At 41.3% G+C, this 20,887-nt stretch carries 18 protein-coding genes and 2 tRNA genes; 4 read left to right on the top strand and 16 right to left on the bottom strand.

The features are described from left to right. Positions 1–7: 7 nt before the first annotated feature. From IPF37_00815 to IPF37_00835, 5 genes are all read right to left on the bottom strand, one after another. The gene (locus IPF37_00815; GenBank protein QQR49375.1) at positions 8–1,780 is read right to left on the bottom strand and encodes an ATP-dependent DNA ligase; all 1,773 of its coding nucleotides are present in this window, start codon (positions 1,778–1,780) and stop codon (positions 8–10) included. Between the two features lie 12 nt (positions 1,781–1,792). Beyond that, the gene (locus IPF37_00820; protein QQR49376.1) at positions 1,793–2,419 is read right to left on the bottom strand and encodes a glycerol-3-phosphate acyltransferase; all 627 of its coding nucleotides are present in this window, start codon (positions 2,417–2,419) and stop codon (positions 1,793–1,795) included. 78 nt (positions 2,420–2,497) lie between these two features. Then, positions 2,498–2,574, bottom strand: a tRNA-Met gene (locus IPF37_00825). Between the two features lie 45 nt (positions 2,575–2,619). Beyond that, on the bottom strand, positions 2,620–4,263 hold the full coding sequence (secD, locus tag IPF37_00830) for a protein translocase subunit SecD (protein ID QQR49377.1): 1,644 nt from the start codon (positions 4,261–4,263) through the stop codon (positions 2,620–2,622). A gap of 49 nt (positions 4,264–4,312) precedes the next feature. Continuing rightward, a tRNA-Leu gene (locus tag IPF37_00835) sits at positions 4,313–4,399 on the bottom strand. Positions 4,400–4,626: 227 nt separating this feature from the next. On the opposite strand from IPF37_00835, the gene IPF37_00840 reads away from it, so the two are divergent. The 4 genes from IPF37_00840 to IPF37_00855 are packed head-to-tail and all read left to right on the top strand — an operon-like array spanning position 4,627 to position 9,039. Beyond that, complete coding sequence (locus tag IPF37_00840; protein QQR49378.1) at positions 4,627–7,365, top strand: hypothetical protein; 2,739 nt, start codon at positions 4,627–4,629, stop codon at positions 7,363–7,365. A gap of 41 nt (positions 7,366–7,406) precedes the next feature. After that, the gene (locus IPF37_00845) at positions 7,407–7,874 is read left to right on the top strand and encodes a hypothetical protein (GenBank protein ID QQR49379.1); all 468 of its coding nucleotides are present in this window, start codon (positions 7,407–7,409) and stop codon (positions 7,872–7,874) included. A gap of 21 nt (positions 7,875–7,895) precedes the next feature. After that, positions 7,896–8,744, top strand: coding sequence for a hypothetical protein (locus IPF37_00850; protein QQR49380.1), 849 nt, complete (start codon positions 7,896–7,898; stop codon positions 8,742–8,744). Then, positions 8,656–9,039 (top strand): hypothetical protein, encoded by a 384-nt coding sequence (locus IPF37_00855; protein QQR49381.1) that lies wholly within the window; start codon positions 8,656–8,658, stop codon positions 9,037–9,039. The genes IPF37_00850 and IPF37_00855 overlap by 89 nt, the downstream gene beginning before the upstream one ends. A 62-nt stretch (positions 9,040–9,101) precedes the next feature. Here the strand turns inward: IPF37_00855 and IPF37_00860 are convergent, their stop codons facing one another. From IPF37_00860 to IPF37_00910, 11 genes are all read right to left on the bottom strand, one after another. After that, positions 9,102–9,968, bottom strand: a complete 867-nt coding sequence (locus tag IPF37_00860; GenBank protein ID QQR49382.1) for a zinc metalloprotease HtpX — start codon at positions 9,966–9,968, stop codon at positions 9,102–9,104. Between the two features lie 167 nt (positions 9,969–10,135). Continuing rightward, complete coding sequence (locus IPF37_00865) at positions 10,136–10,618, bottom strand: MerR family transcriptional regulator (protein ID QQR49383.1); 483 nt, start codon at positions 10,616–10,618, stop codon at positions 10,136–10,138. Positions 10,619–10,653: 35 nt separating this feature from the next. Then, positions 10,654–12,492: an elongation factor 4 gene (lepA, locus tag IPF37_00870; protein ID QQR49384.1), complete on the bottom strand. Its 1,839-nt coding sequence runs from the start codon at positions 12,490–12,492 to the stop codon at positions 10,654–10,656. Between the two features lie 2 nt (positions 12,493–12,494). Continuing rightward, positions 12,495–14,198, bottom strand: a complete 1,704-nt coding sequence (locus IPF37_00875; protein ID QQR49385.1) for an arginine--tRNA ligase — start codon at positions 14,196–14,198, stop codon at positions 12,495–12,497. A gap of 100 nt (positions 14,199–14,298) precedes the next feature. Beyond that, entirely contained in the window at positions 14,299–15,672 is a 1,374-nt protein-coding gene (locus tag IPF37_00880) for a hypothetical protein (GenBank protein ID QQR49386.1), read from the bottom strand. Positions 15,673–15,963: 291 nt separating this feature from the next. Continuing rightward, entirely contained in the window at positions 15,964–16,512 is a 549-nt protein-coding gene (gene ssb / locus IPF37_00885; protein QQR49387.1) for a single-stranded DNA-binding protein, read from the bottom strand. 79 nt (positions 16,513–16,591) lie between these two features. Beyond that, complete coding sequence (gene lpxB / locus IPF37_00890; protein ID QQR49388.1) at positions 16,592–17,689, bottom strand: lipid-A-disaccharide synthase; 1,098 nt, start codon at positions 17,687–17,689, stop codon at positions 16,592–16,594. Next, a complete protein-coding gene (locus tag IPF37_00895) occupies positions 17,686–18,327 on the bottom strand; it encodes a hypothetical protein (protein QQR49389.1) in 642 nt (213 codons plus the stop codon). The genes lpxB and IPF37_00895 overlap by 4 nt, the downstream gene beginning before the upstream one ends. 183 nt (positions 18,328–18,510) lie before the next feature. Continuing rightward, entirely contained in the window at positions 18,511–19,545 is a 1,035-nt protein-coding gene (locus IPF37_00900) for a hypothetical protein (protein QQR49390.1), read from the bottom strand. Positions 19,546–19,616: 71 nt separating this feature from the next. Continuing rightward, on the bottom strand, positions 19,617–20,141 hold the full coding sequence (locus IPF37_00905) for a hypothetical protein (GenBank protein ID QQR49391.1): 525 nt from the start codon (positions 20,139–20,141) through the stop codon (positions 19,617–19,619). Positions 20,142–20,299: 158 nt separating this feature from the next. Further along, positions 20,300–20,884 (bottom strand): CDP-alcohol phosphatidyltransferase family protein, encoded by a 585-nt coding sequence (locus tag IPF37_00910; protein ID QQR49392.1) that lies wholly within the window; start codon positions 20,882–20,884, stop codon positions 20,300–20,302. Between the last annotated feature and the right edge of the window lie 3 nt (positions 20,885–20,887).

The raw sequence follows: 20,887 nt of genomic DNA on the forward strand, positions 1-20,887 counted from the left end.
AGACAGATTAGTCAGGCTTCTTTTTTTTTGCAAACTGAATCTTAAACAAGGCATCAACTTCGCTGACCGTTGTCGCATCTTCGGGGCTTTTATCGCTACGATAACCCATAATGCGCGGAAACCGCAAAGCATAACCTAATTCTTTATCATCGGCCCCTGCCTGATGCAAGGGAGACTTGGTAATTTCGTCAGCGCGCACCAAGCAAACCATGCGGGGCGCTACCCACACATCTGGATACAATTCCTTGGCACATGCAACATCTTTGGGCCTATGTGCAACAGCAGCCTCGTCGCACATCTTTTTTTGTGCGCGCCATTCGTCGTCGGTCAAGCCAGTACCAATTTTAGCGATCGTTTCGTAACACTCCTTCTTTTGGTTATAAACGCCCACTAGCACCGCACCAATCCCAAACTTTGAACGTTTACCGTGCCCGGCATAGTAACCCAAAATAACACAGTCCAAGGTATCGCTCAGCGAGCCAGATTCTTCGCGTTTTAGTTTAACCCAATTAAAATTACGTTTGCCTGGCTGATAAATGGCGTCGGGCCGTTTAACAACGACGCCTTCAAGGCCGATCGTTACCGTTTGTTTAAAATAATGTTCTAAATCTTGGACAGATTCTATTGTATGCTCAGCAACCAAATGAATAACGCCCTCGCGCTCAACCTGCTTGCTACTAAAAACTTTTTCCAAAATATGCCGGCGCTGCGTGTGAGGCTTGTTCAACAACGATTCTCCATTCAAAAAGAGCGCATCAAACATGTGCAACTGCAATGGAAACTCTTGTGCCGCCTCTTCGATGCCGTGCTTACGCTTGCGACGTACCGTTTCTTGAAATGGCAAAAAACTATCAGTTTCTTCGTTATAACAAATCGCCTCGCCCTCACCAACAAAACTGGTAACATCAACATGCTTAACCGCATCAAAAAGATCGGGAAACATATCGGACATATCGATCAGATTGCGTGAAAAAAAGTGAACCTGCATGCCGCCATTGGCCTTTTTTTGCAAATGAACCTGCAAACGAAAACCATCCAGTTTTGGCTGAGCAATGCACGGACCTAATTTTTGTACAATATCTTTTGAGGTTGCCAGGCGCTCTGCTGCTGCCGGCCTGATAGGAATGCCAGGCTTAATGCCAATGTGGCGGACCCCAGCAATACCCTCTTCCTTGAGTGTTTTTATAATAAAGCCAATGTCGGCACAAACGTTGTACGCATCTTCAAGGTCGCCGCGCAACGATTTATCGCCCGCCTGCATCCACGAAAAAGCATCGATCAGCGTCATATCAGAAAAACCAAGCCGCAGCTTGCCAAGAATAATCCGCATCACGTATTTGCCTGAAATAGGGTCGAGTGTGCGCAAAAGCTCAAGTAAAAATTTATCTTTTTCTTCTTGTGAGCCAATACCGGTAATCGTCAAAAAATGATGTAATTTTTTTTCAATTTCAGCCAACGTGAAATCTTGCTTGAAGAGAGAATTTTGGTACGCATGAGCAACGACCACCGCCACATCACCAAGATTGCTGGCTTGTTTTTTGACCGTTTCCTCAGATTCGCCCACCAACTTTGCAACAACTTTTATGGCACTTTTTTGTGCAAAATTAAACTGCGTACTTAAATATGGCGGCTGTAAACTCCCCAGCGACAAGTACGCAATCGTAGCGGCATCGTGCGATGTCGCTTTTTTAAGCAGATCGGCCATGGCATGAGTCATCACCAACCGCGACGATTCATTTTCTAACGCATCAAAAACTTCAGCAACTTCACGAAATTTCATACGCACTATCCCTTAACGATGACTGCCATTAAAAAATTCATACACATTATTTTTATGCCGCCACACAAGCCATACGCAGAGCGCAACAAAAAAATAAAACATCAAATCGATATTTACTAAAATGCCATAATACAACGTTAACATGAAAATCGAGCTCAACGACGCAATAAAAGCATGCCGCGTCAGCATAAATAAAACCACCCACGCACATGCAAATAAAAGAACCAAATACAGCGGCACCAGATACAGCAGCGCACCCAACGAAGTTGCCACGCCCTTACCACCTTTAAAACCCAAAAAAACTGAATAGGCATTGCCAAGTAACAACGCAGCTGCACATATCACCAAATAATCTTGCGTCATCATAACGCCCTGCGCATGCAGCACATAGTCGGCCGCCAACAAGGTAAGAAAGGCCTTGCAGGAATCAAAAAACAGAATAAAAAAGAAAAAGTTCGTATTGCCCAAAACGCGGGCCACGTTGGTAGCACCGATATTGCGGGAGCCATGCGCGGTGATATCGATCTTAAAAAACAATTTACATACAATATAGCCCGAAGGAATCGAGCCAACCAAATACGACAGCAGGAATAAACCACCCAAAACAAGCATCATCATCATTACCCTCACGGTTATCATGTTGTATAAAAAAAGACCATAAAAAAAAGCCGCTCATCAAAACGATGTGCGGCTTTAAACCTTTTAGTGCATGAACTGTGGTAGCGGCGCAGGGATTCGAACCCCGGACCTACGGATTATGATTCCGCCGCTCTAACCAACTGAGCTACGCCGCCATGCAATTAAAATATTTCAACGTAAAAATCTCTTCAATCGTCAAACTAAAATCTTAATGAACCAACACCGATTCTGTCCAACGTAAATGAAAAGAGGGATTTCAAAAAGTAAACGCCGGAAAGTATTGTCGCAACAATACCTGCCATCAGCGTTACGGCAAAGCCTTTAATTGCAGGCCCACCGAAATAAAACAACACAGCGCCCGTTAAAAACGTCGTGATGTTTGAATCAAGAATCACCGGCATTACGCCTTTAAATCCTCGATCTACTGCCAACCGAACTGGAATACCCGCCGCAATATGTTCACGAATATTTTCGTAAATCAAAATCGAAGCGTCAATACCCATCCCAATCGACACGACCATACCGGCAATACCAGGTAAAGTTAACGTCGCATTGAAGTATGACAAGAACAATAAGATCAAGAACAAATTCAACAACAACGCAAGTACTGCAAAGAGCCCAGGAATCTTGTAGTAGAATATACTAAAAACAAACAATAAAAGCAATGCTACTAAGCAAGAAAAGATACCTTTTTTAACAGAATCTTGCCCCAACTTAGCGCCAACACGATTTTCTTGTTCAAATTTAAGTGGCGCAACAAGCGACCCAGAGCGCAAAACGATCGATAAATCAAGCGCTTCTTTTTGTGAAGCAATGTTAGTAATACTTGCTTTACCACCAGGAATGGCGCCGTTAATGACAGGATCTGAAAACATAACGTTATCGATCACAATACCCAAATGTTTATGAACATTGTTTGCCGTAATATCAGCAAACTCATCGGCACCAACGCTATCAAGTACAAAACCAACTTGTGCTTTGCCGTACTCGTCAAACTCAACACGCGCGTCAGTAATATGCTCGCCAGTCATGTCAGGAAATGCTGAGACCAAGAAATAACGTCGCGGTTCACCTTCATCTGAACGACCAGGAACAATCATTTTATCTTGTGGCAATTCGCCATCAAATTTATCAAGAAGCGTTTCTGCTTTTGCAGCACTTTCTTCAACTAATTTTAATTCAAGATGCGCTGTTTTTTGTACGATAGATTTTACACGATCAGGATCATCAAGACCTGGCAGCTGTACCACCACTTGGCGTGCGCCATGCTGCTGTACCAAATTGCCTTCAACGCCATAGTTACCTAGCCGCGTTGTAAGCACGCTAACTGCTTGCTCAACAGCACCAACACGCAGCTGGTTTTCAGCATCACTGCTCAACGTTGCGCGCACCACCACACCAGAACGTTTGACGTTTAGTACGGTACCACGATTTTCTTTCAGAATATTGTAGCAAGATTTTGCAACTTCTTCGTCAGCAAACATAAGCTCAAGCGCGCCTTCTTTAAACGTCTTGGACGTTGGCATCGTCTTCAAGCCCTTGCTGATCAACAATTGATCCAATGATCTATTTTCTAATGCCAAACGATTTTCAAGCGCTTTTTCAACTTCTACACCCAAAACAAGGTACGTACCGCCCGCAATGTCGATACCTTTATTGATACCAGCCAAACGCAAAGCATTCGCCATTTTTGCAAAATAGCCAGTCCACGAAGCTTCTTGTTTTGCTTCACGTGCCATTTTTTCGTCGAAAGAAATCATGTAATAAGAACCAGCTCCCACCACCAGTAGCCAAAACATAACTGGGGCAAATAGCAATCTGACAATCCCTGATTGAGTGCTCATACCTATCTCCTAAAGAGGTTAAACTACTCGCGCGACTTTGTGTTTTTGATGGTGCCGAGAAGGAGACTCGAACTCCTATAGGGTTTCCCCTGCTGCCCCCTTAAAGCAGTGCGTCTACCAATTTCGCCATCTCGGCCTACATTCATCATTTGGAGCAGTTTCCATTTCAAAACTGCAGTCATAAGGTATCAAAGAAAACAAATCTTCGCAACTGTTTTTAACCACAATAATAACTTTTTTCTTTTTACACCATCTTTTTAGCATAATTTATAAAAAGTATTGCAATAAGAAAAACGCTTTTGTTAGCTTGTTTCTAACTAAAAATAGAACTTTCTGTCTAAAAAATTACCAGGGTGAAATGATATGAAAAAGATGCGTTTTTTGAATGCGCTTGCGCTTATGGTTATCCTTACTACCCCGCTTAAAAGCAACGATTTGGGCAATTTGCAAGATGCCCTTACAGCCCTAAAAAGCAAACTCGGCCAACTAGGAACGGCATTGCATGAACTTGCAAACCCGCCTGTTGTGCAGCCGTTAACCGCAGCTGAGATATCAAAATTAGAAAAAATTAAAACTGCTTTGATCGCTAGAATAACGGCTGATGCAACGATGCATGAAAGCGAAGACGCAACAACAATTATTATCAAAGCACAACAAGACCTTCAAAAGAAAATTGAGGAAGGTCAAAAAAAACTTGATAACTTTATGCAGACAGATGAAAAAAGGATACTCGAACTTAAAGAGAACAAGGCGCGCCTGGATACAGAAGCCATGGAGAAAAGAAAAGAAATTGCCATCAAGACGACCACATTGCAACGCAAGCAAGAAGAATTAGCAAAAAAGAATTTAGCCGATTCAAAAATTAGTCAACTAAAACTCGACTCTACCACATTAAAACAAGAAATCGATACACTTAAGCAAGGAATCGATACACTTAATCAAAAATATGGACCAATACAAACTGAACTCGAAAAACTTAGGACTAAAAAATCAGAAATACAAACGTCCGCAACAATTGATCCAACTTTATTACGAAACTATGCGCCTTTTTTCAGCCTTCAAAATTTAAATTTTGAGACATTACAAGGGCTCGAAAAAGCCATCACAGAAACAAAGAACGCATTACAACAAGGCTCTCCGTATCCTACGAGTGATTTTTTCAAAGCAGTTTCGCCATCTAATTTAGCAACAAATCCTCAAGAATTTCAAGATACTATTGACTCTGTACTAAAAGGAATCAACCAAACTATTACCTCTCTTAAAGCAAGTACCGTACAAACAATCACACAAAATTTAGCTTACTTGGTAATGCTTTACCTAGAACGCGATGGGCTTAATAGTTCTACCTTAGATTCTTTTACGCAACTACCAGGCAAAGCTCAAGGGCTAGACCAAGGAGAAATAGCTCCAGAAATATGGCAAAATCTTATAACAACAGACAGCGAAAATCAGGCGATCATAGCTAAAAGCCTTGTTTTTCAGAATCAAATAAACAAAGACGAATCAATCCTACAAAAAAAAATAAAAGCATTAATCAGCACTGCCAACAAGGGAACCCCAGATAACCCAACTCCACAAGAAATTCAAGATTTTTACAAGCGTACCTTAACTCATTTTCATAAACAAACTGCACAAAACTATAAACAATTTTATGCTGCGCTAGAACCAATTTATGCAGCAGGATTTTTATATATTTTTGCAAAAGAAAAAAACAAATTTGAAAGAATACTTAAAGATCAAATTTCTGATACTTTAAACAAAGTTCGCCAGTTCTTTTTTAATGATCCAAGTAACTTTTATTTCCAAAGAAGTGAATTTGAATGTAAAAAACCAGATAAATCCTTTTTCAACACACCATCATCCCCATCATCTGAGCCCAAAGTATCCAGAGGTTCAATTATGGACCCCGCCCGTTTAAGCATTTTATTGAACAAAATCAAAAGCAAACAAGCAACGCCGACAGATATAAACGCTTACTTAATAAGTTTTCCAGAAAATAAATCAGTCGGCATGGAAAACCTTGGGGTTTCAGGCATTACCGATGCGCAGCAGTTAAAAAGCCTAAGAACTCAGTTAGAGCGCATACAGAAAGAAATTCCTGATCTAGAAGAGCAAATTATTGAAATACAGAAAGATATAGTACAGGAAACAAATCCAAAAAAACTTCAAAAACTTAACACAGAACTAAAAGACCTCACCGATGACCTTAATGTACTTACTGAGCCAAAACTGCCACTCGCAAAACTCATTGAAAAAATTGATGCACAATCAAAGCTAATTGCTCAATTAAAACCAACTCAACGACCAAAACCAACTGAACAACAGATGATAGATTCAAAAGCTGATATTGATGCAATGGCTGAATGGATTGCCCATGAAAATATACAAAATCCTGAAGAACTTCATCACTTCTTCAACAACCCCACTGAAGTTGAAGCAACCTATCAACTTTCAGACATTGTAACGATCCCTGAATTGCTTAAATATTTACAAGATGAGCTTTCCAAACTTGTACATGGCAAAGGCAAATTTTCACAAGAAAAACTGGCTGCTATTTTTGCCGAAGCTCCAGCAGAAATCAAAACACATATTGAGAAGTTGGCTTCTGTAACGCCACAAAAACCACCATTGCCAGACAGACCTGGACAACCAACACCAGCACCAACACCAGCACCTATAAAAATTTTAAGCTACGATCAACTAATAACCGCCGGTAAAAAAATATTTGATGATTTAAGCAAACTGGAAATACCAGGCGACGCCCTCATAAGCCGCATGCAGCACGAGGCAAAAAAGACCCCTCACAAAGCCCTTGAAACGTTTATCTTTCAAAAATACAATGACAACGCGGTGTGGTTTGATCAAATCGTTGAAGGTAATAAGCCAGAGCATGAAGAAATCATTAAAGTTATTCAAGAAGTTAAGCATGCCCTGGAATCAACAAGTGCACCTTCAACGCCTGCAGCTCAAAATCAAAAACCAGATCTACCGGCCCAGCCAGGGCCAAGCAAACGCTCAAACAGCCAGAACCGGCCGGAGCCGAATCTCAAGCGCCCCAAAAAGAATCTGCGCGGCCTCAAGAAATTCATCATCAAGAACTAACTCCCGCAGAAATCAAGGATCGAAAAATAATCTTGTACAAAATGTATAAGCAAATTAAAGCACACAAAAAAGCAGGTAGGTCAGAATCAGCAGAAACCATTAGTAAAACAGTCAACATCAAAGAGCTTTTCGAAAAACATCCAGAATTTTTAGGTAATACGAAATTGCGCAAGTATTTAAATAAGATTTTATATTCGCTCAGATTTGACTCAAATATCGATCTAGCAATCATACAGGAACTTTTTGCTGTAATTTCTTCTTCTGATTCTGTTCTCAAAGAGTTTATTGATTCATTAGATCATGAACACTCACCACGCCCAAACAAACCAAATAACCCAGAAAAAGAAAAAAAAGAAAAAACTCAAAAGCCGCAGCCAGTTAAAAAACCCCGCGGACCATTGCCAAAAACTCCACAACCAGGCAGCCCTCAAGGAAATAAAAAAACAGGCAAAGGATCACCAAAAAAATCAACCACTCAAAAGAAGAAGACATTAACTGAATCGTTATAAAAGTAAAAAGGAGACCGTAAGATGAAAAAAAACAAACTAATACTTTTCGTTGGGCTTACTCTGCTCATACAGACAGAGCCGACACACGCGGCTGCATCGATTGCCGAGTTACAAACCTCCCTCGAGGTACTTAAAACTAAACTGGTAACGCTTGCTCAAGCGCTTGGAAAAATAAATCAAAAATATACTCCCGTTGATGAATTATCGCCAGGGCAAAAGACCTATTTTATTATCTTAAAAAGCCTTGCTAAAGGCGGCAGCCCGCAAGGCCTTGCCGAAAAAATGCAAGAATACGCCAACCGGGCAGATCATGAAGGTCTTAAAACGTTCATCGGTCAGGGATACAATGAAGACAAAAACGCGGAAATATTTTTTGCTAATTTGTACAATGGAATACTCGATTCTGATGAAATAATCACAGACCCGGCAGCAAAAAATGCCCTTAGCCCAGACCAATTATTTCCAACAAACGACGCCCTTAAAACTCTTATTGAAAAAATAATTAGAGCAATTGACGGCAAACCACCATGGGAAATTGGACCAATGACGCCTCCTCGAGACCATGGACCTAAAGGCAACCCAAATCCAAATCCAAGCACCGCAACACCATACGCCGATTTGTCCGCCGATCAACAAGTGGTTTACAATGAGTTGAACGATGCTTGGACAGAGGTAGAAAACGCCGCAGGCATGGCTATTGGCATAAAAATTAAACCGCTCAAAACTTTAATAAATAAATATGCCGACCCAAATAATAATGGCCTTGACGGACTAAGAACATTTGCAGCTGAAAAAGAAGCAAACAAAGCAACTTATAAAAAAGATCTTCAAAACCTTCTTACTCATATCGAAAAAAACACTTGCAGCTAACCAACAAGCAACCGACAGTTCTGAGCCATCAGACAGCAGCTCTGGACAACCAGCAAACGATCCGGTGTATGATGAGCTAGAAAAAGCATGGACGGCGTTGGTGAGCGCACAAGGAAATATGTTTGCTCTAGCAAAAGCAGAACCAGCTCTTAGAAAATTAATGGAAAAAAATGCCCAGGATGCAAACACAGAACCACTCAAAAAATTCATCAAAGCACATTTTAACGAAAACAAAGCTTTCTTCAATTTATTAAAAGGTCAACTCAAAACAATTGTCACAGAAGCAAAACCATAAATAGAAAGAGCAGGGCGGGTTTGTTAAACAAACCCGCCCTGCTCTCTTTTCTTAATAAATCTCTATCGTCTTCCCGCCATCTTTCTTAACCGCTCAATCCGCTTTTCCATTGGCGGATGAGTTGAAAACAAACTCAACATGCCTTTTGCCGAAAACGGATAAACAATAAACAAACTTGCTGATGCCGCTTGTGCAGGCGAGCTTGGCTGGGCGTGCTGGTGCTTGCCAGCGCCATGCAATTTTTCAAGTGCGGAAGCAAGTGCCAACGGATCGTGGCAATAATGCGCGCCTGATTCGTCCGCTTGATACTCACGAGATCGCGAGACCGCCAACTGAATGAGCATGGCGGCAAATGGCATGACAATTGCAACGACAAGCGCTGCAAGGCCGTTGTTGCGATCGTCACGAGAACGACCGCCATAGCCCAAAAATACCGCCCATTGAAGCATGTTGGCAAGGTAGCCGATGGCTGTCGCAATGGTCGCGGCAATCGTGCCAATTAAAATATCGCGATTTTTAATGTGAGAAATTTCATGCGCGAGCACGCCACGCAATTCATCTTCCGTTAAAATATCCAAAATGCCCTGCGTAACCGCCACCGATGCATGCTGCGGGTTGCGGCCAGTTGCAAATGCGTTGGTCATGTTGGTTGACAGATACCACAATTTTGGCATCGGCATGTTAGCGTTTTCACACAAATCGCCAACCATGTCGTAAATATACTGAAAGCGTGCTTGATCAAGTGGCTTGGCGCCGTACATGGCTAGTACTAATTTGTCTGAAAAAAAGTAGGTTAAAAAGTTTAAGAGCAATGAGAAAATAAACGCAAACGCAACGCCGCTGTTGCCACCAATCCAATGGCCCATCACCAACAGTATGCTACTAAGCCCTGCCAAAAGTGCAGCAGTTTTAAGTGAATTTAAAAACATGCACAGTCCTTTCCGGTATAATTTTTAGTGATATTTTAGATGATATGTTTTGAAAAAGCTGAATATAAAAAATTTTATCGATAGTTTATCGGCAACTTATCGGCATAAGTTCAGAAAGAAACTTGCCAATAAATTACCGATAACTTAATAATCATATCAAAAGAAGCTTAATCCTGATCGTACTCAATTTCCCAATCATCAACCTTGGCTTGAGCTTCATCGGCCTCTTTTTCCAACGGATCGACAATGTCAATTGTTTGTTGACGCTCGGTCAGCTTAACGTTTTCTTTTTTCATTTCAACCAAGCGTTGAGCTTGTTGTTTCGTTTCGTTTTTATAAGCGGTCGTCTGCTCTTCAAGCTGGCCTTGTGCCTCATCAAACAACTTATTAACGTTGCCCTGCAGCTTTTTAATCTTCTTTTGCAACTTTAAAATGATTTCAACGCCGGCCAAATTAACGCCCATCTTGTGCGTCAAATTGATAATTTCTTCCAAGCGCTCAATATCCTCTTCTGCAAAAAGTCGTGTGTTGCCAACAGACCGTTTAGGCGTTAATAAGCCTTCTTTTTCGTACATGCGAATGGTCTGCTGATGAACAGAGAACATTTCTGCAACAACGGATATGGAGTAAAATCCCTTCTTTTTCTTCATTGGGACCTCATCTTCATAGCGTGGTTTCCTTTTTTTTATTTACTGGTTTCACTTTCAAGAATGGTCAAGAACGCTTCTTGTGGCAACTCAACGTTACCAACTTGCTTCATCTTCTTTTTACCTTCTTTTTGCTTTTCAAGCAACTTACGTTTACGCGTTATATCGCCGCCATAACATTTAGCGGTAACGTTTTTACGCAACGCAGAAACAGATTCGCGTGCAATAATTTTAGCACCGATTGCCGCCTGAATTGCCACATCAAACATTTGGCGCGGGATAACGGTCTTTAACTTGGCCGTCAATTGACGCCCAACATAAAACGCTTTATCGTTGTGCACAATTACTGAAAGCGCATCAACCGGCTTACCGTTCAGCAAAATATTCATTTTGACCAAATCGGCTGGCTGGTAGCCCGCTTCTTCATAATCAAAGCTTGCATAGCCCGCACTGAGCGATTTTAATTTATCATAAAAATCGGTAACGATTTCGTTAAGCGGCATACTGTAAACTAGCACCAGACGGTTTTCGTCCAAATAAGTCATCGACTTTTGCTCACCACGACGCTCTTGGCATAGCTTTAAAACACCGCCCAAATAATCTTTTGGCGTGATAATAGTTGCCTTAATCATTGGTTCTAAAATTTCTTCAATTTTAACTTGTTCAGGAAATTTTGACGGATTATCAATAACCGCTTCTTCCCCGTCAGTCAACACCACGCGATACGAAACGGTTGGCGACGTTGCAATAATTGAAACATTATGTTCTTGTTCAAGGCGTTGTTTAAAAACGTCCATGTGCAACAAGCCCAAAAAGCCGCAACGAAACCCAATTCCAAGTGCCGCAGAACTTTCTTTTTCAACATGCACGCTCGGATCATTCAAGGTTAATTTTTCAATAGCGTCGCGCACCACTTCAAATTCTGATGTTTCAACCGGATAAATACCCGCAAACACCATTGATTTTGCCGGCTTAAAACCTGGCAATGGCGTGACAGGATATTTTTTATGAAAGAACGTATCACCAATCCGCGCTTCTTTCACCGTTTTCATACCGCTAATTAAATAGCCCACTTGGCCGGTATACAACGCTGGCATAGACAACGGATTTGGATACATCAGACCGATATCAAGCACTTCGTATGCTTGGCCAGTATGTGCTGCCACAATGTTGTCGCCCTTGCGGATCATACCATCAAGTACTTCAATCAAACAAACAACGCCACGATATTCGTCATACCACGAGTCAAACAGCAACGCTTTGAAATGCTTGTTTTCATCACCAGCTGGCGACTTAATGTTGTTGATAATTGCTGGAAAAAGATGATCAACGTTGAGACCCGTTTTAGCTGAAATCAACACGGTATCTTTCCATTGCAAGTCAAAAACTTTCGCCATTTCCTTGCTCACACGCTCTGGATCTGCCGCTTGCATATCAATTTTATTAATGACCGGAATGATAGAAAGGTCGGCATCAAACGCCAAATAAAAGTTGGCCATCGTTTGCGCTTGCACGCCTTGCACCGCATCAACGAGCAATAACGCACCTTGGCATGCTGCCAACGAACGTGAAACTTCGTAACTAAAATCTACGTGACCGGGCGTATCAATCAAATTCAGCAAATACACTTCGCCCTGATATTCATAAAAAAGCGATGCGGTTTGTGCTTTAACGGTAATCCCACGCTCTTTTTCAACTTGCAGTTTGTCAAGCACTTGTTCGTGTTTTACACGATCAGAAATAGTCCCGGTAATTTCGAGCAAGCGATCAGCAAGCGTTGATTTGCCATGGTCAATATGCGCAATAATAGAAAAATTGCGAATATGTTTAGTCTTAAAATTTTCAAGATTAAAAGAAGGAAGCGAACGGATATCCATAATTACATCTTCTCTGGTCGGCTAACGCCAAGGAGTGTCAAACAAGTGTGCAACGTGTTACGAACAAGAACAATCAAGAACAACCTTCTGCGGGTCGCTTCGTGATTATCTGTCTCAATGATACGATTATTGGTATAAAAATTATGAAACTTATTCGCAAGTTCCCACGAGTAATATGCCAACAAATGCGTTTGATAGCTTTTTTCAATCGTTGCCAAAATATCTTGCAACGAAACTATTTTTTTCAAGAGTTCAATTTCTGCTGCACTCGCATGCTCAAAAATATTCTGAAGGCCTGTCCCGTTGGCACCAGTTTCAAGCTGTTTTACAAACACAGCCAACGCAGAGTCCTGTGCCGCTTTTTCCAAAACACTCATGATACGCACGTAGGCATATTGAATATAAAACACCGGATTTTCATTGCTCTTTTTCAATGCAATGCTTAAATCAAGCTCAAGGTGCGCCTCCGCTTTACGATTCAAATAAAAGAAACGCGCAACGTCGGTCCCTACCGCATCAACAACATCGCGCAACGTCGTAAAATTACCAGAACGCTTAGACATCCTGACCGCTTCATCGCCGTTTTTAATGCTAACCAATTGATACAAAATGACATCAAGCCTGTCGGCGTCATAACCCATTGCTTGCAATGTTGCTTTCAAACGCATCACGTAGCCATGATGATCTTGACCAAAAATATTAATTAAATGGTCGTAGCCACGCGCAAATTTATTTTGGTGATAGGCAATGTCCCCAGCAATGTAGGTCATTTCGCCGGTAGATTTTTTGACCACACGATCTTTTTCATCGCCAAATTCTGTTGACTTAAACCACAAAGCACCATCTTTTTCATACGCAAGATTGGCCTGTATTAATTTTTTAAGCGCCGCATCAAAGGCCCCATTATCATGCAATTTTTTTTCAGAAAACCATTCATCAAAATGAATGCCGTACAAAATTAAATCTTCTTTAATAATTTGCAGTAAATGATTTTTTGCATAGTCTTCAAAAAATTCATCGGGCTTAAGCGCAACATCATCACCAAATTCTAGTAAACATTCTTGCGCAATATCATTAATATACTCGCCCTGATACCCGCCTTCCGGCAGCTCTTCGGCAATGCCCAACTGTTGTTTACAGCGAACTTGCAACGATTGGCCCAGCAAATGGATTTGATTACCGGCATCGTTAATATAATATTCACGATGAACAGTATGCCCAAGAAACGAAAGAACGTTAGAAAGTACATCGCCAATAATACCGCCACGGCCAGTACCAAGATGTGGCGGACCGGTCGGGTTGGCGCTGACATACTCAACTAAATATTTTTTAAGCGGCTCTTCTACAAGCTTAAAAAATTCTTTTGGAGCGGCAAGTAATTGCGCTGCCACAAGCTCCCACAATGGTTGTTTAAAAGCAATATTCAAGAAACCAGGACCAGCAATGGTCACGCTTTCTAAATATTCAGCCAGCAACCCTTGTTTAATTTCTTGCAAATCATGTTGTACTCGCTGTGCTACTTGGCGTGGGTTTTGTTGCAACACACGCGCCAACACCATGGCCGCATTGCAGCTCATATCTCCAAATGCAGCATCTTTGTCCACATTGAGCGTGACCTCAATCGACGCACATTGTGCTGGGCTTAAATTCAAAGACTTTTGAATAACAGCAATAATTTCTTTTTTTAACGACTTAATTATATTCATGGAGTTACACTCTCGTTACGCAAAACATGTGTGTGCCAAACAGTAATGATGCCCAGTTTAGCAGGGATTAAGAATATTGAAAAGCACTGAAAAAACCGCCCTAGAATACCCAGCCCACATGGAACGAGGCGGTCCCGCCAACCATACTTATCGAAAAGGCATTTTTGCTTTCGCTCTGTATTGGCAGGGCATATTCAAAAGCAACAACCGGTCCCCACGCATTTTGGGCAACATGAACCTTACAATCATATTCAGCCCAGAAATGCACAACCTGGGTTTGCCAGCCTTTATAACGCTGGTCGGTGTTAATAATCTCATCTTTAGAAATGTAAAACGGATCTGGCATACGCGCTGCTTGCTGCATTTGATAGGTTGCAAGAAATTTTTCATCTTTTACACGCAAGCGTGCTTTTTCTTTGTGAGTATATGAATAGCCCACCAAAGCCGAAAAACCTTGATAAACTTTTTCAGCTTTTACGTACCCAAACATATGCCACAAATTTGCTTGATCAACCTCAGTATTTGCCTTACCCATCATCGCAAAACCTGATTGATTCATATCAGTTTTTAAACGCACAACCCGATCTTCGTTAAAAAATATCGTTGCACTCGCACCAACACCAACAGAAAATTTTTCAAAAACACCAAGTTCAGCTGTTGTGCGCGCATCAATAGCCCAATGGCTGTTGTAACCAAGCGGAATGGCAATTAACGTATCTTCGCGTTTACGAGATGACAATGGAATAAGTCCACCAATTTGTATAAAGCCTCGCAGATATTTAAGATCTTTACTGAAAAGCAAAGCACTCGCACCTTCCCAGCCAAGCGCTAATAACATTTCTGGCACTTCGGTTTTGCTAAACTGATCGTTAATATTATCAAAGCCATTTTCTTTCAAAACAACCGGCAAGTCATTATTTAAAAAGTCTTCAACATTCTTTCCATTAACTTCCGGATTGCCTAAATTTTTATGCGTAACATTATAAATTTTTGCATGACGAATGGGCGCATGGACCATGCCATAAAGACCAGAAAAAATTGATTGCTTGAATGTTAAGCCAACTTGATAAGTATTAATTTTGCCTTTATAAACAACTTTACCATTGGGACTATCTGCGGCATCCACCACAGAGCCATTAAATTCTGGCATCGGAGCGCCACCCCCCGCCAAACTCGGATCTGACCATAGGCTGGCTGTCGTAGCACCTGGATTTTCAACATACAAACCCAACCGCTCAATATCTACCGCACCATAAACACCCAAAAGTTCTTCGCGTGAACCGTCGTTATTGCGAGCTTGCGAACCACTACCAGCCATGTAACTGATGGTAAAATTTGAAGCTCTATCGCGCACAAGCCAATCTGGCGTACCTTGAAAAAGAGGTGCTCGATAAAAGACCGGCAAATCAATAGCGACCAACCGCGTTGTTGCAAAAATACCAATAACACACGCTTTTAATAAAAGTTTCTTCATAACTGCCAACCTTATCTCTTCGTATAAACTTAATCAGAAAACTAAGTCCTCAACTCACTCGCCAGCTTAACAACAATGAATGATAAATGCTAACCTTGATTTATTTTTTCAACAAGTTCAGCCATCGCCATCCCTCAAAATTTCACTTCGGGCACTTTAATCAATCGCAATAATTACGCATCAACCACGACAACGTATAAATAATTTATTATTTGACTTTTTAATAATGAAAAATAAACACAAAAAAAGGGCCGCAAATCTTACAGCCCTTTTTTACATTTTTTTATATCGCTAGAATGGCAAATCGTCTTCAAAAGGCTTTTGGTCATTAAAAGCAATTTCGCCACTGTTTGGCGCTGAATCAACCGCAGCTTTTGGTTTTGCTGCGCGTTTTGGCGCTGCTTCTTTTGCTGGTGCAAATTGATCGTCAAAACTTACTTTGCTTGCTGGCGCTGGCGCAATAGCACTCATGCCTTCAGCATCAAACTCAACATCTTCAGCTTGCGATGCAGCTGCCAAGAACGTAACACGATCAGCAACGATTGAATGTTTGCTGCGCTTGTTACCTTCTTGATCTTGCCATGAATCAAGTTTTAAACGGCCTTCAACCAAAACCGCACGACCTTTTTGAAGGTACTGGTTGCAACTTTCTGCTTGAGCGCCCCAAACATCAATATCAATAAAACAAACTTCTTGAACCATGGTACCAGTTTGTTTGTTTTTAAATTGGCGATTAGATGCTAAACCAAAACGGCAAACGCCTTGGCCTGAACCAACTTGTTTGTATTCCGGATCGCGCGTCAGGTTGCCCATCATAATAATTCGATTATAACTTGCCATAACTTTTTGCCTTTCAATTCAACTATATTTTTTTACTAAAACAAGAACGATGTTACCACAAATCCCAGCAAACACAATGTCAGCTTTGTGGCGGCGACAACTGTTGCCGCAACGCGCCAAAAACTTGATCGTGCTGCGGATGTGCATAATTTGCACGCACTGACTTTTTGTACAAATGTGCGGCATATTGCGCAATGACAGCTGGCTGACAATCTTGCTGAATAAATTCTTTACAAATTATATCAGCACTCAGCAAATTGGGCAGGGACATGCTTTTAACTTTCACCACCATACGCGCCAGCCAATAACTCAACCACGAAATTTTAAAGAGCACGACGGTTGGAATATTTAAAAGCACCAGCTCAAGCGTAATCGTCCCCGGCTTACTGATAGCAAGCGAACAAGCACTCAAGGCCGCCAAGCTTTCATTGCCCGGCACCACCACCACTCGCGCTTGATAATTTTTAAGCGCCGAGCGCTCAATAGCGACACAAAGATCGTTCATCGACAAAGATTCTGCTTGCGGAATAACAAATTTCATTTCGGGAAACTGTTGAGCTAATCGTGCGGCAACATCGGCAACTATGGGAAATAACGTTACCAACTCACTTGAACGCGAACCGGCAATCAAGGCTACGGTTGGCTTTTTGGCATGCATATTTTCAAAATATGGCTGCACACGATCGTAAACAGGACAACCAAGCCAAAAAGCCTGCACGCCACGTGCTTCGTACCACGCCACTTCAAACGGATACAGCACCACAACCTGGTCGCAATAACGACGAATCGTTTTAATACGCCATGCCCCCCAGCACCACAGCTGCGGCGGGGACAAATAGGTAATTTTAATATCAGAACAACGTTTTTTTAATTTTTTTGCTAAACGCAAATTAAAACCAGGAAAGTCTACCAGTACCACTTCATCAAATTTTTGTTCAACAATGTGGTCGGTAATTTTTGTAAGAAACGCAAGAAGCCGACGCAGATGACGCACGATTTCAACAATACCAACGACATTCAGCTTTTCAAATCGTTCAAAAAGATGCGCACCCGCCTGCTGCAGATAATCCCCACCCACCGCTTCATAATAAACATCTGATTGCTGTAAACGATTAATATACCACGCTGCTGTTTTATCACCGGAAAGCTCGCCCGCAACTATAAAGATTTTTTTCATAATTTTTTCAAACACCCATCGCTAGAAAATTGCGTTCGCACTTCTTTGAGTAAACAAACGTTGTTATTAATCGCTTTGCCTAACCGCTCAATCAGCGCTTTGTAGGCAACCGCATCAAGATCTTTTTGCATGTCTTCATTAATTTTTTCCAGTGCCACCACGCGATCAGCCAAATTTTTATTCAAGTCTTCAACTATCGTCGCACTCGCGCGCAAATCTTTGCGGCTGGCCGATTTGAACGGCCCTTGATTTTCAATAAGATTTTCAACAACGGCCGACAACTTGTTCTGAACCGTTGATTTTTCAATCAGCAACGTCCCGATAGCGCCATGCAATTTTGCTGAAAGCGTCAGCGAATGGTGTGCATCGTTATTGTTTTTTATTTCTTCACGCACGGTCACACACAAGCGCGCCAACCGTTGCTGCACCGCACCAAGCGTACAGTCCAACGATATTGTTTGGCCAAACACACGACGCGTAAGTTGACCCAAATGCTCCTTGAGCGCATTTTTTGACATGCCAATTAAAGGCGACGCCGGCTCTTCTTTTTTAATAACAAAATCTTGTGATTCAGCCAAAGCAGGTACACTTGCAAGCCCCATACAAAAAATAGATACCTTTATTATTTTTTTTAACATGATGATCTATAACCCCTTTGCTCATCAAAAAAAACTCATTCTTTACTTGCTGCAGCATAAAAGAAAGAGAAAACAAAGCAAGGGTTTACTGCATTAGCACTATCGTTTTTTCACAAAAAAAGGGGGCAGCACATTCGACTGTCCCCTTTTTTTGTGAGTTTTTAAAAACTTAAAAAGCGCTTGCTATTCAGATTTTTCAGCTTTCTCAGTTGTATCACTATCGCTATCTGAGTAATCTACCACCGATGACGTCAATGAAGATGCGTCAACGGATAGTGACACTTGAATTGATGAAGAATCTTCAGATGGCCCGACGCTTTCCGAAGCCGAAATAAAGCCTTCTTCCCCTGGTATAAATTCGCCGTTTTCAGCTCTTCTTTGATCAAAATTTGGCGTTGCTACAAGTTGTGGCGCTGGTGCTTCTGGTGCACTTGAAAACACATCCGAACCTGGCAATTCATGATCTGCTGCCTTGGTAAAGTCTGAATTTTTCTTTTGAGCAAGAGCTTCATTTCCTAGTTTTTTAGCAATTTCTTTCTTTTTTTTCATTCTTTCTTTAGCAATTTTATCATTCTTTGATCCATTAAATCTAAAGACGATAGGTTCTCTATTTGCAGGTAATGCATGCGGATCGCTTGGAGCTTTATTCGTTTTGTCATCATAACCATCCAGATAAACTTCAGTATTATAACCATCATCATCACCAGAAACACTATTGGCACTATTACCATGGTCATCGCCAGAACCCATGGATCTCACCGCGTCAACATTACGCGAGCAAGTCGGTTGCTGATCAGCAACATTATTTTCGCTTCCAGATGTCGTTCCATTTTGTGGCTTTGTAGGCAAGTTAGGAACTGGCAATTTTGGTTTTTCTTCTTCAGGTTTTTCTTTCAAAAGCTCAATAATATAATAAACAAGCACACCAGCCACCATTGTTGAAGCAACCCCAGCAACAAAATATATAATGCGTTGTTGATTGTCTTGCGTAGTTCTTAACGTCACCGGTGCTTCTTCTATCAACGCGTTCTGTGCTTCAACTGCAGCAAATGCCGCTTTCAAAATTTGTTCATCAGAAAAACCTGCTTCACGTTGCGTTTGAACGTAGCGCGCAGCAAAAGCCACCATATCTTGTTGGTCAAGCTGCACAGCTGCGTGTGTTACCGCATGAAGACCAATCGTCAGCGTTAAAGCAAAACCTAAAATTTTTTGCATCATAAAAAACCTTATCATGGTAAAAAGGCGCGCCACAAGGGCACGCCTTTATTTTTCATATTTCTTTAAAACAATTAGTTGCTAGCAGAACTTGAAGCAACACCACCTGCATCTGCAGTGGATGCATTACTTGTAGAGCTTGCGCCATTTGCCGCATTACCAGTAGCCGCACCAGCATTACCAGTTGTTCCAGCCGTACCAGCATTGCCAGTGCTTTTCTTATCGAAGAAATACTTTTTAACACCAAACACAACACCTGCTACAATTAAGGTTGTTGCCACACCAGCCGCAAAATAAAGACCTTTTTCTTTATTTCTCAAACCAGCAAAACCATGCTCAGCGATTGTGTCTGCAACTGCTTGCACTTCTTGCGTAACCTGTTCAACAACTTCTTCTTCAGTTGCGCCAGCTTCTTTCATTTTTTCAACTTTTTCAATAATTTCTTGAACAACATCTTGAACAACGGTTTCAATCAATGCAACGTCCTGCTCTTCAATAACAACATCAAATTGATCAGCAGAAACTACTTCTGCCGCTACGTTCATGCTTGAACAAATCAAACTAAAAGAAAAGGCTAAAGCAACTAATTTCTTTGACATAAAAATCTCCCGATAAAACAAACTACTCACAACAAAATACCATAACAAATAAAAAGCAATTTTTATTTTCTAGTCTAAAGAATTCTCGATCGAGATAGAGTATGATAATTTTTTCCAAAAAATCAACTTGTGATCAATTGCAAAATACAACATTCACGCTAGTTATGATCACGCTTTGAAAAACCACATAAATAGGCAAGACCAATACGCATGTATTGCATCAACGAAAGCACAGAAAACAACGCCAATAAAATGACTACAACGGCGTACGTTCGCGTTGGCGCCCAATGTAAAAAGTAGCATACAAAAAGCCACCCAATAAATAACAACTGAAAAAGCGTTGTAAGTTTTCCCCAAACGGTCGGCTCAACCTGAAAGTTCCGATTAATCCGCATCAAAATATAGGTGCCGCCCAAAATAATAAGTTCGCGAACACAAAATAAAATCACAAACCAAATTGGAATCGAAAATGATGGAGTTGCAAGAAATGCCAGCGAACCAAAACTACACAATAAAAAAAATTTATCGGCAATGGGATCTAAAATCTCACCAAGTGCTGTTTTTTCATTTAACAAACGCGCACAGTAACCGTCAAGAACATCACTAACCGATGCAACTAAAAAAATTAAAAAAGTCGCCCGCCATGCCTGAAAAAGCACGCCACACACCACCAGCGGTGCCAAAATAATACGCAGAAAGGTTAATGCGTTAGACACATTAACCCATCGGCGATCTTGAGACATTTT

This window comes from bacterium (assembly GCA_016699045.1).
Taxonomy (GTDB): Bacteria; Babelota; Babeliae; order Babelales; family RVW-14; genus AaIE-18.